Genomic DNA, 14,822 nt, shown 5'->3' with positions numbered 1-14,822 from the left:
GTGCTGACTTGCGATGATCCCCAATTGCCAGATCGATTATTCTCTTGCCTTGGCGGCTTGGCCGCCGTATCTGCGCAAAACCAACGAATGACCTGGGAAATAACAATATGCCGATTCGTACTCTGATCCTGATGCTGGCTGGCGGGGTGTATTTTGTGAGCCTGCTGGCGATGAGCCTGCTACTTGAGACTCAACAAGGCACCTTGTGGCTGATTGGTCTCGTGGGTTTGGCCGCGCTCTTGGGGGGGCTATGGTTGGCCACCCGGCGTAATCTGGGGCAGCTGCAGGAACTGCGCGATGCGATTCGCCAGCAGGCGGGCGCGCATGGTGATCTCACCCAGCGCTTGCCGGTGTTTCCGGGGGAAGTAGGCGAAATGGCCGAGGCCTACAATCAGTTTGTGGCCAAGTTTCAACGCGTATTGCGCGATGTGCAGCGCGAAATGGAAGGGCTGGCGATCAGCCTGCATGAATTAAGCGCTGTGACCGCGCAAATGGCCAAAGACACGCGCAGCCAGTCGGATTTTGCCGCGTCTTCAGCCGCCACGGTGGAGCAAATCACCGTCAGTATCAACCACATTGCCGATAGCGCCCGGGATATGGATGCGGTCGCCACCGAAACCCAGCATATTTCCACCGAAAGCGCTGAATCGGTGCAGCGGGTGTCGGAAGAAGTCGGCAAGGTATCCAATGCCATGGTGGCTTTGGGCACGACCATGGATGGCTTGGGCGAGCGTTCGATCGAGATCAGCGGCATTATCGGTGTGATTAAAGATATTGCCGATCAAACCAATCTGCTGGCGCTGAATGCCGCCATTGAAGCCGCCCGCGCCGGCGAACAAGGCCGCGGCTTTGCGGTGGTGGCCGATGAAGTACGTAAACTGGCCGAGCGCACCAGTCAGGCCACGATCGAAATCGCGCGCAAAATTGAATCGGTGGGGCTGGAAACCGACCGCGCCGTCAGCAATATGGCCGTCACCTCCAAACAAGTTGGCCAAAGCGTGACGCTGGCCGATGATGCGCGCTCGCACATGCTGGATATTCGCCAGCGCATGGATCATGTGGTGAGCTTGGTGCGCCAGATTGCCGATTCGACCACCGAGCAATCATCCGCGGCGGTGTCGATGGCGACTTCGGCCGAGCAAATTAATGTGATGACCATGGCCACCGATTCGGCCTTGCAGCAAGCAAGCAAAACGATTCTGTCGCTGGATGACCGCGCCAAGCGCTTGCTGGAAATCGTGGGTAGTTATCGTTTGGCCGATATTGAGGTCCTGCACTGGTGGCAGGCTTCGAGTGAGGCCAAAGCCGTATCGGCGATTAAAGAGCTACTGAATCAGCGCGATCACCACTGGGTGGATGCACAAATCGGTGGCGATAACCCGATGGGCTCGCTCAAGCAGCGGGTGGCTGGCGGTAATCCGCCGACCGCCGCGGCGATTGGTGGGGTCAAAATCCAGAACTGGGCCAAAGATGGTGTACTGGCCGATCTCACCGAAATCGCCCGCCGCGAGCGCTGGTCCGAGCTCTTGCCGGCGGTGCTGGATCGGATGATGCAGGCCGATGGCAAGTATGTCGCGGTGCCGCTGGGGGTGGCGCGGGTGAATATGATGTGGATTAACGCCGCGCTATTCAAACGCATGGGCATGAATGTGCCCAAAACCTGGGATGATTTTTTCACCGTGGCCGAGCGGTTTGCGCAGGCCAATATCCCGATGCTGGCGCTGGGCGATCAGCATTGGCAAGTGGCCACCATTTTTGAAGCCTTGGCCTTGGGGCAGGGTGGGGCTGATTTTTATGTGAAGGCCTTTAGCCAGCTGGATCAAAGCGCCTTAACTGGCCCGGCCATGCTCAAAGCGCTGGAAACCCTGCGCCGGATGAAGCCGTATTGCACGCCAGATAGCGCCGGCCGCGATTGGAATCTGGCCACCGCCGATGTGGTGAATGGCCGTGCCGCGCTGATTATTCAGGGGGATTGGGCCAAGGGTGAGTTTGTGCAGGCCGGCAAAGAGCAGGGCGTGGATTATCTGTGCATTCCATCGCCTACCTTGAATGGTGAATACAGCTTTGCCGCCGATACGCTCACCATGTTCCGCCTGAAAGAGCCAAAAGCCATCGCCGCGCAGCAAGATTTTGTGAGCCTGTTGATGAGCCGTGAAGGGCAGGAAGTATTCAACCTGTACAAAGGTAATATCCCGGCGCGTACGGATGTGGATCTGGCACGTTACGATGATTACGCCCGCCAGTCGGCGCGCGAATTTGCCGATGCGGCGCACAAAGGCGTGTTGGTGCCATCATGGGCGCACAATATGGCGGTGCAGGATGATGTGCGGATGGGCTGGTTTGAGGTGGTGCACACCTTCTGGCGCAATGACAATATGACCGCCCAAGAAGCAGCCCGTCGCTTTGCGGATGTAGCGCGGATTAATCGCTTCTAGGGGTATATATAGCCAAGCCTTGATTGTATTGTCTTCGCTGCAGATACCCTGTGACGTATCTCATCTCGGCAGCATTTAAAAACCCGGCCTAGGCCGGGTTTTTGTTTGGGTGCACATGCGGTGTTGGCGTCTTATTCGCCGCCCGCGCCTTGCTCGATCAGCTGTAGCTCTTGCTGCGCCGTCTGGGTAAACGGATGCAGGTGCGAGAGGAATTGGCGGCTTGCGGCGGCCCACGAGTAGCGCTCGGCAAAGCGGCGTACTTCGGCGCGATCCAGCTTCAGCGCGCCAATGCAGGCCTCGCGCAAATCTTCGTGCAGCGAGCCGGGGCCGTCGGCGCCAATTACATCAATCGGGCCGGTAACAGGATATGCGGCCACCGGGCAGCCGCAGGCCATGGCTTCGAGCAGCACCAAGCCAAAGGTATCGGTTTTGCTCGGGAATACAAACACATCGGCGCTGCTATACACCTCGGCCAGTTCGGCTTGATTGAGCACGCCCAGCCAGTGCACATTCGGCATATTGCCGTATTGAGCTTTCAGGCCCGCGGCTGCCGGACCATCGCCCACCACCCATTTACTGCCGGGCAGATCCAGCTCAAGGAAGGCCTGCACGTTTTTCTCGACCGCCACCCGGCCGACATAGACAAAAATCGGTGCGCGTGACGCCAGCTTGTCGCGGCGGCCCGGTTTGAAGATCTCCAGATCCACACCGCGTGACCACAGCACCACGTTTTTAATCCCGCGCGCTTCCAGATCTTCGACCACAACCCGGGTCGGCGCCATCACAGCCTGTGCCGAATTGTGAAAGCGGCCAAGCCAGGCGTAAGTCCACGCCAGCGGAATGCCAAAACGCAGCTGCACATACTCTGGAAAGCGCGAGTGATAGGCAGTGGTGTACGGCAGTTTATTTTTCAGACAGTACTTGCGCGCCGCCAGGCCCAGTGGGCCTTCGGTAGCGATGTGAATGGCATCAGGCGCAAATTCGCGCAGGCGCTGATTGACCTTGCTGCCTGGGAAAATCGACAGGCGAATGTCTGGGTAAGTAGGGCAAGGGATGGTTTTGAATTCCAGCGGCGTGAGTAGGTCCACAGTGTGGCCCATCTTTTGCAGTTCGGCCCGTGTTTGCTTGAGGGTGCGAACCACGCCATTAACTTGCGGCTCCCAGGCATCGGTCACGATCATGATTTTCATGCGTTTGTACCTCGATTAAGTGAAATGGCAGGGGTCAGAGCAGGGGTAGGAAACAGGGCGCGTAGCTGTTCGGTCTGTTCGGCATACATTTTTTGCCAGGTAATGACCTTGAGCTCGCCAGAAGGTAGTTCAACCAAGGCGGTTAGGCTTTCGACCCAATCGCCGTCGTTACAGTACAAAATGCCGTTGATATCGCGCATTTCGGCTTTATGGATATGGCCACAGATCACGCCATCCAGCCCGCGGTTTTTGGCCTCGGCGGCTACGGCTTCTTCAAAATCATTGACGAAATTCACCGCCTTTTTCACCTTGTGCTTTAAGTATTGCGACAAGGACCAATACCCAAGGCCCAGCTTGGCGCGCAGACGGTTAAACCATTGATTGAGTTTAAGCGTGATGCCATAGGCGCGATCGCCGACAATCGCGAGCCACTTGGCACATTGCACCACGGCATCGAATTGATCACCGTGCAGGACCAGATAGCGTTTGCCATTGGCGGCGGTGTGGATCACTTCGTCTTCGATCTTGATCTCGCCAAACATCAGGCCAATAAACTGACGAGCGGCTTCATCGTGATTGCCGGGAATGAACGTGACTTGCGTGCCTTTGCGGGCTTTACGCAACACTTTCTGGATGACATCGTTGTGGCTCTGATGCCAGTACCAGCTGCGCTGCAGCGCCCAGCCGTCGATGATATCGCCGACCAAGTACAGGTGATCGCATTCGGTGTGCTTGAGAAAGTCCAGCAAATACTCGGCTTGGCAGCCCGAAGTGCCGAGGTGGACGTCCGAAATCCAGATACTGCGAAAGCGTAATTCATTCGCCATTAATGCACTCCGTGATCGGTGTAAAATGATCATGCACAGCCAAAATGACAAATGTGCGACCGCCGCATGAAGGAAATGTGACGACGGATCAATGACCTACCGAACTGGAAAAACCTGCATGAGCCAAAACTACCGCCCTGATTCGCCGTGTATTGCGGTGTGTTCAACTGCCTTGGGCGATGAAGTCTGCCGCGGCTGCGGGCGCACCGTGCGCGAAGTGGCGATGTGGGTGGCTTTGCCCGCGGATGAGAAAGAAGCCATCTGGCAGCGCCTAGAGGCCAACTGGGCCGCCCGTGGCTTGCCGCCACCGTGGCTCGCGCGCGATCAGCGCGGCTAAACGCCAGTCCAACCCCGTTAATGACCTGCCTGCGCGCATGCAAACCGCGCGGTAAAACTACCATGCCACTGTGGTATTGCTGCCACGCGCGCGAGGGGCGGGCGGCGATATGCTGGTCTCATTGAATTTTCCGTGAGCCCCGCGTATGTCTGATCTTGCCCAGCTATTGCACCAACTTGGTTATCCCGAACTGGTTCCTGTGCGCCTGCAGCAAGAGCAGCCCACCTTGGTGGCACGGATTGTGCAGCGCTGGGGTAAGGAAACGCTGGGCGATGAGCTGCTGGCTTTTCTTACTGCCGATCAACAGACGGCCACGCCCTTGTCCGCCGCGGCTGCGCAGGAGCTGATGCGCATTTCGATTGTGTATGCCGATTTATGCGCCAAACAGCAGGCTTTATGGGCCAGCGAGCGTGAGCAAGCCAATACGCAAACCTACGCTGATGGGTATTTGCGTCAACGCCAGCATATGAAAGCAGTCGCGGCGTATACACCTACGATCTATCACGATGGCCCAGCCACTGTCATGCCACAAGAGCAGGATTTAGTGCGCTGGAGCCCGCTGATGCAGGCCAGCTTTATGGGCCGGCTGACCGAAGTGGAGCGTTTACTCGATATCCAGCAAGGCCTCGGGTTGGGTGAAACCGATGCCGATGGCTATCAGGCCTTGCATCTGGCAGCCATGCAGGGCCACGCCGAAGTGGCGCGAGCTTTGCTTGCGGCCGGGGCCGAGGTGGATCCGCCGAGCCGGCGCTTATCACGCCCGCTCTTGCTGGCCGCTGCCGCCGGGTATTTGTCGGTGGTGGAGGTCTTGCTTGATTTTGGCGCTGAAGTGGCGCTGTGCAAGCATGATGGGCGTACGGCCTTGCATCAGGCTGCGGCCAATGGCCATGAAGCTGTCGTGCTGCGTTTATTGCAAGCTGGGGCTGATGTGCTGCAGGAAGATCAGCGCGGGCAGAATGCCTTGATGTTGGTGCCGCAAAACAAACCCCGCTTGTATGAATTACTGCAGCAGGCTCGCCCGGGCCAGCCGCAAGCCCGGCCGCCAGTGCTGGTGTTTCAGCCATGGATCGATTGGGGCCATTAAGCCCGTGCGCTGTGCGGTGAGCTGACTAGCGCTGAGCGCCGTGCCAGGCCGTGCGGCGGGGCTGAGCGACCTAGACTCGGCCCCTTGAGCTACGCCCCCTTGTTGCGGCTGGGGCTATGGCGCAGCAATTCTGTGCTTTTCGCTCGCGTTGCGCGCGGGACGCATTGCGTTAAAGATTGTTAACCATTCTCATTTCTTCTTGATGTGCGGCAAATTCTCATTACCATTCATACCCTATAGTGAATGCTGCCCTGTATCAGAAAGGATCTGCCATGCAATTGGCTCAGCTTAGCGCCGGTCAAGCCGGCACCATCGCCGGTTTTGCCCCCGGCAATCGCAGTTACCGGCAACGCTTATTGGCCATGGGGGTCACGCCGGGCGCCGCGTTTAAGGTGGTGCGGGTGGCGCCTTTGGGCGATCCTTACGAAATCATCATCCGCGGCTATACGCTCACTCTGCGTAAGCATGAAGCCGCCATGCTCACCGTGGCCTTGCTGGAGGTTGCGGCATGAGCACCCCATTTACCATTGCGCTCTTGGGCAACCCGAACTGCGGGAAAACCACGCTGTTTAATGCCCTGACCGGCAGCCGGCAGCAAGTCGGCAATTGGCCCGGTGTGACTGTCGAGCGCAAAAGCGGCCAGCTGCGCCAAGGCCCGCAGCAGGTAGAAGTCGTCGATCTACCCGGCGTGTATTCGCTGAATGCGGCGCCGGATAGCTCGGCCGACGAGCAAGTGACCCGCGATTACATTTTGTCTGGTGCGGCGCGATTTATTGTCAATATTGTCGATGCCAGCAATCTGGAGCGTAATCTTTACCTCACCACGCAATTGCTCGAGCTGGGCGTACCCACCCTGCTGGTGCTGAATATGATGGATGTGGCCGAAGCGCAGGGCATCGAGATTGATGCGTTGGCGCTGGCCGAGCGGATTGGCTGCCCGGTGCTGGCAATCTCGGCGAGCCGTAAACGCGGCATCGAGCAGCTCAAACAAGCCATCTTTGCCCAGCAAGCCAGCGCGCCGGGTATGCAGCTGGATTTGCCGGCCGAAATCAGCGCAGCGGTCACCGCCCTAACGCAGGAAGTGGCGCCGATCCACACCGCGCAAAATCTCAGCCCCGCTTGGCTCGCGCTGAAATTGCTCGAGGGCGATCATCTGGCCGAAACGCTTTGCCCCTCGCTACGTAAAAGCGTGCAGCAATGGCAGCAGCAGATTGTGACGGCGCTGAATTTAGACGCCGATATTCTGATTGCCGATGCGCGCTATCGTTTTGCCAATCAGCTGTGCGCCCAGGTGCGCACCGATAAGGGCCGCGTGTCACGGCATGTGACCGAGCAAATTGATCGCTGGGTGCTCAATCGCTGGCTGGGCTTGCCGATTTTTCTGGGCATTATGTATTTGATGTTTTTGGCCACCATTCATCTCGGTTCGGCCTTTATTGATTTCTTCGATCAAAGCTTTGGCGCTATTTTTGTTGATGAGCTGGGTAACTGGCTCACCCACTGGCAAGCGCCGCAATGGCTGGTGGTGATGCTGGCCAAGGGTTTGGGCGCCGGCGTGCAAACGGTGGCGACCTTTATTCCGGTGGTGGGCTGCCTGTATTTGATTTTGTCGGCACTCGAAGATTCGGGCTATATGTCGCGCGCGGCCTTTGTGATGGATAGAGCCATGCGCTCGCTCGGTTTGCCGGGTAAATCATTTGTGCCGCTGATGATCGGCTTTGGCTGCAATGTGCCGGCGATTATGGCCACCCGTACACTGGAAACCCGCCGTGATCGCATTCTGACCGCGATGATGGCGCCGTTTATGTCTTGCGGTGCGCGCCTGCCGGTGTATGCGCTCTTTGCTGCGGCGTTTTTCCCGCGCAATGGGCAAAGCGTGGTGTTTGCCCTTTATCTCACAGGGCTGGTGGCTGCGGTGCTGACGGCGTTTTTGCTGCGTAAAAGCCTGCTGCCAGGCGATGGCGCGCCCTTGGTGATGGAATTGCCGCTCTATCATCGGCCAACCTTGGCCACGGTATGTCGCCGCGCTTGGGATCGGCTGCGCGATTTCGTGCTCAATGCCGGCAAAATGATTGTGCCGATGGTGATGGTGCTGTCACTGCTGAATTCGGTAAATACCGAGGGCACCTTCGGGCATGAAAATACCGAAGAATCCGTGCTGGCGCGGATTGGCCAGCAGCTGGTGCCCGCGTTTGCGCCGCTGGGGATTGCCGAAGACAATTGGCAGGCGGCCGTCGGCGTATTTACCGGCGTGCTGGCTAAAGAAGCCGTGGTGGGCACACTCAATACCCTCTACACCCCGGCCAGCAGCGCCAGCGACGAGCCCGAGCCACAGCTGATGGAAAAACTCGCTGCGGCGCTGGCGACCATCCCGGCCAATTTGGCCGATATTGCCAACAAGCTCAGCGACCCACTGGGGATCAGCATTGGCGATGTCAGCAACCAAGCGGCGGCGGCGGAAGAACTCAAAGCCAGTACCGCCACCTTTGGCAGCATGCAGCAGAAATTCGCCGGTGGTAGCGGAGCGTTTGCCTTCCTGCTGTTTATCTTGTTGTACACGCCCTGCTTGGCCGCTCTGGGCGCGCTGAAAGTGGAATTAGGCACGGGCTGGATGGCCTTTGCGGCGGGCTGGACTTTATTTTTGGCCTACACGGTATCCACGCTGTATTACCAGCTTAGCCATTGGCAGAGCCTATCGTATCCGGTGGTGGCGGCAGTGGCGCTGGCATGGGCGGTGGTGATTGTGGCTGGCCGGTATGTGGCCAGAAACCCGAAACTACAAGCCGCAGTGGCTTAAACCCACTCCGGGTATGGGAGGCAACCATGGGTTTGCTTGAATTACGCGATTATCTTAAAGGGCGGGGCGAGGTAAGCACGCGGCAGCTGGCCGAGCATTTTGCGGTCGAGGCCTCGGCCATTGAGCAAATGGCGCAGGAATGGCTGCGCCGCGGTAAACTGACGATGACCCCGGGCAGCTGCAGTAGCGGCGGCAGCTGCGGTGGTTGCTGCGCCAGCCCGCTAGGCAATTTATATCGCTGGCTAGATTAATACATCATGAGGGTATTGCCTTGCAGGCCTTAATTAAATTAGCCCTAATCGCAATACCCTGTCTTTATTCTGCTGCTGCACCCGCCGCCAAAATTGCCCTTGATGTCGGGCATAGCCTCAGTGCACCAGGCACCACCAGCGCCTTTGGCGAAACCGAGTTTAGCTACAACCTCGCTGTCGTTGATGTGGTGGCGGCCCGCTTGCGGGCGGCGGGCCATCACGTGACTGTGATTGGCGCCGATGGCCTGCAAACCGAGCTCAAGCCGCGCGCGGCTGCGGCCAGCGGGCATGATCTGTTTATCTCGTTTCATCATGATTCGATGCAGGAAGCGTACCTCGACGAATGGGAATGGCAGGGCCAGCGGCTGAAAATGAGCCGCATGTTTGCCGGTTATTCCTTATTTGTGTTTAACGCCGATCCGCAATACGCCAATACCACCACTGCCAGCAGCCCTAGCCATCCGGCGGCGGGCACGGGCCGGCATTTGGCTGTGAGCCTGTCCTGCGCCCGTCGGCTGGCGGATGAATTACAGGCGCGGGGTGAGCGGCCCACTTGGCATCATGCCTTTGGGATTGCCGGCAGCAATCGAGCGCTGCTAGATGAGCCGCGCGGAATTTATCAGGCCAATTTTGCCGTGCTGCGGCATAACAGCGTGCCGGCGATTTTGTACGAAGGTGGCGTCTTGCCGCATCCGGATGAAGCCACCCGGCTAAAAACGCCGGCACATCGCGCCTTGGTGGCCGACGCGGTACTGGCGGCGCTGGATTGTTTAGCGCCCACTCAGCCCTGATTTGCCAGCTGCTAGGGCGCTCGCTTATATTGAAGCACCTCGATTGCTGACAGGTTGCGCATGCGCTGGCTGCTTAATTCGCTTTGTGCCGGATTCCTGATGCCATGGCTAGCACTTATGCCGCGGGCGCAGGCGGCTGAGCCGCTGGTGCTGGTGAGTGATCCCTGGTGCCCGGTGGCCTGCGGTGAGCAAGACCCTCGCCCGGGCTATGTAGTGGAGCTGGCGCAGGCGATTTTCGAGCCCTTGGGCTATCCGGTGCAGTATCAGATTGTGCCGTTTTCCCGCGCGGAAATGCTGGTCAACCGTGGCGAGGTCAGCGGCTTTATCGGCGTGTTGCAACTACCTAAGCGCCAAAGCTGGCATTTTCCCAAGCATCCGCAAGCCGTTTCGCGCGTATGTTTTTATACGCTACCTGGCCAACGCTGGCAGTTTAGCGGTTTAGCCTCGCTCGAAGGCCTGCGCCTTGGGGTGATTCGGGGCTACAACTACGGGCCGGAGCTCGAGCCGCTGTTGCCGCTGGCCCATCGTGATGAGATCAGCGGTGTGGATGCGCTACGCCGCAATATGGCCAAGCTGCAGGCTGGGCGCGTGCAGGCCCTGGTCGAATACGAATTGGTGGCGCAATACCAGCAATTCAGCAGCGGCCTGAAGCTGCGCAATGCCGGTTGCACCCAGACTGCAGATGCTTTGTTTCTGGCGTTTTCACCGCAACAGCCGGGAGGTGCCAAACTGGCGCAGCTTTTGGATGAAGGGATGCAGCGAATGCGTAAGAGTGGCGAATTGGCGCGGATTTTACAGCGCTATGGGGTGCAGGATTGGGTGAGTGGGGCGAAAGAAGTGAAGTAATACTCTGGTAGGGTATTGCTCTGCATTGATTATTTGGTGATGATTTTGATGACATACCCCTTGAAGTAAAAAACCGGCCAAGTGGCCGGTTTTTGTTTGCGCCTGCTGAGTCACTGGCTTAGCTGGCCGCCACGCAATCAACAAAGTAATGCGTGCCGCTGGCATCTTTCTCGGCCACCAAGCCATGGGTGTAGGTCTCAAAGCCCGGGAAGCGGCTATTGAAGGCGCGCACGAATTTCAGATAGTCGACAATCGTTTTATTGAAGACTTCGCCCGGTACCAACAGCGGAATGCCTGGTGGGTAAGGGGTCAGCATCACCGCAGTCACGCGGCCTTCTAGCTCATCCAGCGGCACACGCTCGATCTCTTTGTGTGCCATCTTGGCAAACGCTTTCGATGGCTTCATCGCGGGCACCAGATCCGACAGATACATTTCGGTGGTCAGTTTGGCCACGTTGTTTTCTTTGTAAATGCCGTGGATTTGCTGGCATAGATCACGCAGGCCAACGCGCTCGTATTGCGGGAATTGCGCGATGAACTCCGGCAAAATGCGCCACAGCGGAGCGTTTTTGTCGTAATCGTCTTTAAACTGCTGCAGCGCCGTCACCATCGTGTTCCAGCGGCCTTTGGTAATACCGATGGTAAACATGATAAAGAAGGAATACAGGCCGGTTTTTTCGATTACCACGCCGTGTTCGGCCAGATATTTGGCTACGATCGCCGCTGGAATCCCTTGCTCGGTAAAGTCACCATCCACATTCAGACCGGGGGTCAGGATTGTGGCCTTGATTGGGTCGAGTAAGTTAAAGCCTTCGGCAATATCGCCAAAGCCATGCCAGTTTTCGCCGGCTTTGAGCATCCATGCGTCGCGGTGATCCAGGCCTTCGTCGGTCAGATCATCTGGGCCCCAGACTTTAAACCACCAGTCGCTGCCGTATTCCTCATCCACTTTGCGCATCGCGCGGCGAAATTCCAGCGCTTCAGCCAGTGATTCTTCCACCAGTGCGGTGCCGCCTGGCGCTTCCATCATCGCGGCCGCCACGTCGCACGAAGCGATGATTGCGTATTGCGGGCTGGTGGAGGTGTGCATCAAATACGCTTCGTTGAAGATATCGCGATCCAGCTTATTATCAGTGGCATCTTGCACCAAGATTTGCGAGGCCTGCGAAATCCCTGCCAGCAGTTTGTGCGTGGATTGGGTCGAGAAAATCATCGAGTCTTTACAGCGTGGGCGGTCTTCGCCAATCGCGTGATAATCGCCGTAAAAATCATGGAAAGCCGCGTGCGGCAGCCAGGCTTCGTCAAAGTGCAGCGTTTCGATCACGCCGTCCAGGAGGCCTTTGATCTCTTCCACGTTGTACAGCACACCATCGTAGGTAGACTGGGTGATGGTCAGTACGCGTGGCTTGATATTTGGGTTTTCGGCCAGTTTTTCACGGCAGAATGGGTTGGCCAGCATTTTTTGGCGAATCGATTCCGGCTCGAATTCGCTGCGTGGAATCGGGCCGATAATGCCGTAGTGATTGCGCGTTGGCATCAGGAAAATCGGCACCGCGCCAGTCATCATGATCGCGTGCAGGATTGATTTGTGGCAGTTACGATCCACCACCACGATATCGCCCGGCGCAACGGTCGAGTTCCACACGATTTTGTTCGAGGTAGACGTGCCGTTGGTCACGAAATACAAATGGTCGGCGTTAAAAATGCGCGCCGCATTGCGCTCTGATGCCGCTACCGGGCCGGTGTGATCGAGCAGCTGGCCGAGTTCTTCCACCGCATTACACACGTCGGCGCGCAGCATGTTTTCACCAAAGAACTGGTGGAACATCTGGCCAACGGGTGATTTCAAGAACGCGACGCCGCCCGAGTGACCAGGGCAGTGCCATGAGTACGAGCCGTCTTGCGCGTAATTCGTCAGCGCGCGGAAAAACGGTGGCGCGAGGCTATCGAGGTACGATTTAGCTTCGCGAATGATATGGCGCGCCACGAATTCGGGCGTGTCTTCATGCATATGAATAAAGCCATGCAGCTCGCGCAGGATATCGTTGGGAATATGGCGCGCGGTGCGGGTTTCGCCATACAGATAGATTGGGATATCCGGATTGCGGCGGCGGATTTCTTCCACAAAGCCGCGTAACTGCGCCAGCGCCTCGGCGGTTTCCTCCGCTGAGCCGCCGCCAAATTCCTCGTCGTCAATCGATAAAATAAAGCCCGAAGCACGGCTTTGCTGTTGGGCAAACGAGGTTAAATCACCATAGCTGGTATAACCCACCACATCCATGCCCTCGGCCTCGATGGCCGCCGCCAATTCACGGATACCGGAGCCGCTGGTGTTTTCCGAGCGGAAGTCTTCGTCAATAATGACGAGGGGGAAGTAGAAGCGCATGGTGGTTCCTTGCCAAAGATAAACGCCCCTGCAATAGGGCAGGGGCGTAGTGTAACTGAACACATTTTACAATGTAATGCTTATAGCAGATGAATCAAGACATACTAGTACAAGCCTTGGCTTGCCTTACTTACTATGGTTCTAAATTGTACGCTGCAGTTATTGGCATTGTTACTACAAGTACTATTTGTATGATCTTGCCAGCTCACTACTGCGTTCACAGGAATAGCAACGTTAGTGATACTGGTCGCGTATCCGGTCGGGAAACTAATCGTGACGGTATAACTTGTATTTGGTGTAATCACACTTTGGACAGAATTTAAGTTACTACTGTCACCATTCATTGAAGTGGTTAGGCTGGTTGCAAAAGTACTTAGTTGAGTACTGAGCGCAGCCGCAGTGATTGAAGGATTCGCTAGTGTTATTTCATTGGCTCTAATTCTCAGTTTATCGAGAGCAATTTGTGCTAGGTGAGTTGCCTGTACCCGTTGCTTATTGTAGGACTCATTAGATGTGATTTGGCCTTGAAATTTAGCGAGAGCTAACAGACCTCCAGCAATTACTACCAGTGAGATCAAAACTTCTAGCAAAGAAAAGCCTCGTGAATATTGCTTGCTAGGCATTAGAAGTCACTCCAGGTCGCGCTAGTGAGGGTCAGGCTACTTGAAACTGGAAATGAATTGAGCAAATCATTCGGGTCTTTTTGCGGGCGCAAAGCAAAAGAAGTGTTTGCGTTCAGACTACCTTCAATACCCATCGCCCCATAGAAGTCGAACGTCCCGCCAGCTGTGGCATTGACATTCCCGGTTACGTACATAAACCCAGCAGTTAAACCGTGATTGTTTGAATTAATCGACAGATTGCCCTCAATGATAACGACAACATCCTTAGGTAACCCAGAGTTGTAGTTCCAGAAAGCACCGAAGTCAGCTTCTGTGACATTTCCCGTTACCCACAAGACTGGCGGTTTGGGTTTTTTCCCTTGGTCATCTGCTGCTCCGCGTGGAGGAATAGTGACATTCTTTAACTGACTGGGCGTAATAACTTGGGTTGTGCTGCCCGATTTGATATTACTCTTGGTGTCCCCGAAGAATTGCTTGAAGTATTCATCTCCACTTAAGGTCCCGACATCTTTTGCTGCTGTTTTGTCTGTCGTTGGGCCCGCAGCATCGGAGCCAAATACAGTTGTATTTGAGCCATCAATTACATCGCGGCCATTGCTATCTTTGGGGTTGTCTCTACCATTGATTTGGCCGCCATAAGTAACGGCTTCTGTCGTGTACTTTGGGGTTCCACCGTAAGTATTCATATAGGCGTTGATAGAGGAGCATTGATTGCCCGTTTGTCCTGCACCACAAGCTTGAATATTTTGATTGGCAGACAGTGTGGCTGGTGTTCGGGCAGTACCTGTGACTAGTGAATACTGAATACGTGAGTTAAGCGTCGATTGTGCTTGGCAATTAGCTCCACTGCTATCGCAATCCGAAAAGCCTTTACTAGTAACAAAAAGGTAAGTGTTGCCACTGATCGTTGTTTTTACTGCACGGACTTGATAGTTCAATCCGTCACCAGCTTCAGCCGCATTTGATGATGTTGAAACGCTATCCTTTACAGTTTGGGTACTTGCATCGATTGTTGTGGCGCTGTAGTCGGCTAAAGCGCTAACGTTCGCTGTCGTCAATTGAGCGATAAACAAATCAAGCCCCGCTTGCGCACTTTGTTGAGCTTGGAATGACCGAAACTCATTTGAACCCATGCGTTGTTCCGCAAGGCTTGCTCTGTTGGTTGCCAGAGTGGCGATACCCATAATTAATAAAAAAATTACGGATGTAAGTAGGGTGGAAATCCCTTGTTGGCGCTGTAATGAAAATTTCATGG

At 56.1% G+C, this 14,822-nt stretch carries 13 protein-coding genes; 8 read left to right on the top strand and 5 right to left on the bottom strand.

Annotation, left to right across the window (positions count from 1 at the left end; genetic code table 11):
* The first annotated feature begins 107 nt into the window (after nucleotides 1-107).
* A complete protein-coding gene (locus tag QV747_RS12930) occupies nucleotides 108-2,435 on the top strand; it encodes an extracellular solute-binding protein (protein ID WP_273431480.1) in 2,328 nt (775 codons plus the stop codon).
* A 131-nt stretch (nucleotides 2,436-2,566) separates the two neighbouring features.
* Here QV747_RS12930 and QV747_RS12925 read toward each other — a convergent pair whose 3' ends face one another.
* A complete protein-coding gene (locus tag QV747_RS12925) occupies nucleotides 2,567-3,625 on the bottom strand; it encodes a glycosyltransferase family 1 protein (RefSeq protein WP_047392224.1) in 1,059 nt (352 codons plus the stop codon).
* A complete protein-coding gene (locus QV747_RS12920) occupies nucleotides 3,622-4,452 on the bottom strand; it encodes a UDP-2,3-diacylglucosamine diphosphatase (RefSeq protein WP_034619901.1) in 831 nt (276 codons plus the stop codon). Before QV747_RS12920 ends, QV747_RS12925 begins: the two co-directional genes overlap by 4 nt.
* A gap of 118 nt (nucleotides 4,453-4,570) precedes the next feature.
* Here QV747_RS12920 and QV747_RS12915 point away from each other — a divergent pair, with 118 nt between their 5' ends.
* The 7 genes from QV747_RS12915 (at nucleotide 4,571) to QV747_RS12885 (ending at nucleotide 10,558) form a co-directional block, all read left to right on the top strand.
* Nucleotides 4,571-4,789, top strand: coding sequence for a DUF1289 domain-containing protein (locus tag QV747_RS12915; protein ID WP_051259131.1), 219 nt, complete (start codon nucleotides 4,571-4,573; stop codon nucleotides 4,787-4,789).
* Nucleotides 4,790-4,934: 145 nt separating this feature from the next.
* On the top strand, nucleotides 4,935-5,873 hold the full coding sequence (locus QV747_RS12910; RefSeq protein ID WP_273431475.1) for an ankyrin repeat domain-containing protein: 939 nt from the start codon (nucleotides 4,935-4,937) through the stop codon (nucleotides 5,871-5,873).
* 272 nt (nucleotides 5,874-6,145) lie between these two features.
* Complete coding sequence (locus tag QV747_RS12905; RefSeq protein ID WP_028450958.1) at nucleotides 6,146-6,385, top strand: FeoA family protein; 240 nt, start codon at nucleotides 6,146-6,148, stop codon at nucleotides 6,383-6,385.
* A complete protein-coding gene (gene feoB, locus QV747_RS12900) occupies nucleotides 6,382-8,670 on the top strand; it encodes a Fe(2+) transporter permease subunit FeoB (RefSeq protein ID WP_273431472.1) in 2,289 nt (762 codons plus the stop codon). The genes QV747_RS12905 and feoB overlap by 4 nt, the downstream gene beginning before the upstream one ends.
* Nucleotides 8,671-8,696: 26 nt before the next feature.
* Complete coding sequence (locus QV747_RS12895) at nucleotides 8,697-8,921, top strand: FeoC-like transcriptional regulator (RefSeq protein WP_034619899.1); 225 nt, start codon at nucleotides 8,697-8,699, stop codon at nucleotides 8,919-8,921.
* Nucleotides 8,922-8,941: 20 nt separating this feature from the next.
* Nucleotides 8,942-9,712 carry an N-acetylmuramoyl-L-alanine amidase gene (locus QV747_RS12890; protein WP_273431469.1) on the top strand — a complete coding sequence of 257 codons (771 nt, stop codon included), beginning with the start codon at nucleotides 8,942-8,944 and terminating at the stop codon, nucleotides 9,710-9,712.
* Nucleotides 9,713-9,811: 99 nt separating this feature from the next.
* Entirely contained in the window at nucleotides 9,812-10,558 is a 747-nt protein-coding gene (locus QV747_RS12885; RefSeq protein WP_273431467.1) for an ABC transporter substrate-binding protein, read from the top strand.
* 118 nt (nucleotides 10,559-10,676) lie between these two features.
* Here QV747_RS12885 and QV747_RS12880 read toward each other — a convergent pair whose 3' ends face one another.
* The 3 genes from QV747_RS12880 to QV747_RS12870 all read right to left on the bottom strand — a co-directional run bounded on the left by QV747_RS12880 (nucleotide 10,677) and on the right by QV747_RS12870 (nucleotide 14,820).
* Entirely contained in the window at nucleotides 10,677-12,944 is a 2,268-nt protein-coding gene (locus QV747_RS12880) for an arginine/lysine/ornithine decarboxylase (RefSeq protein WP_028450955.1), read from the bottom strand.
* 104 nt (nucleotides 12,945-13,048) lie between these two features.
* Complete coding sequence (locus QV747_RS12875; protein ID WP_273431464.1) at nucleotides 13,049-13,567, bottom strand: prepilin-type N-terminal cleavage/methylation domain-containing protein; 519 nt, start codon at nucleotides 13,565-13,567, stop codon at nucleotides 13,049-13,051.
* The gene (locus tag QV747_RS12870; protein WP_273431461.1) at nucleotides 13,567-14,820 is read right to left on the bottom strand and encodes a pilus assembly PilX N-terminal domain-containing protein; all 1,254 of its coding nucleotides are present in this window, start codon (nucleotides 14,818-14,820) and stop codon (nucleotides 13,567-13,569) included. The genes QV747_RS12875 and QV747_RS12870 overlap by 1 nt, the downstream gene beginning before the upstream one ends.
* Nucleotides 14,821-14,822: the final 2 nt, after the last annotated feature.

The organism is uncultured Chitinibacter sp. (assembly GCF_945957625.1).
GTDB classification, from domain to species: Bacteria; Pseudomonadota; Gammaproteobacteria; order Burkholderiales; family Chitinibacteraceae; genus Chitinibacter; species Chitinibacter tainanensis.
Note: the sequence above shows the minus strand (reverse complement) of the source record. Positions and strands in the feature narration are given on the sequence as shown.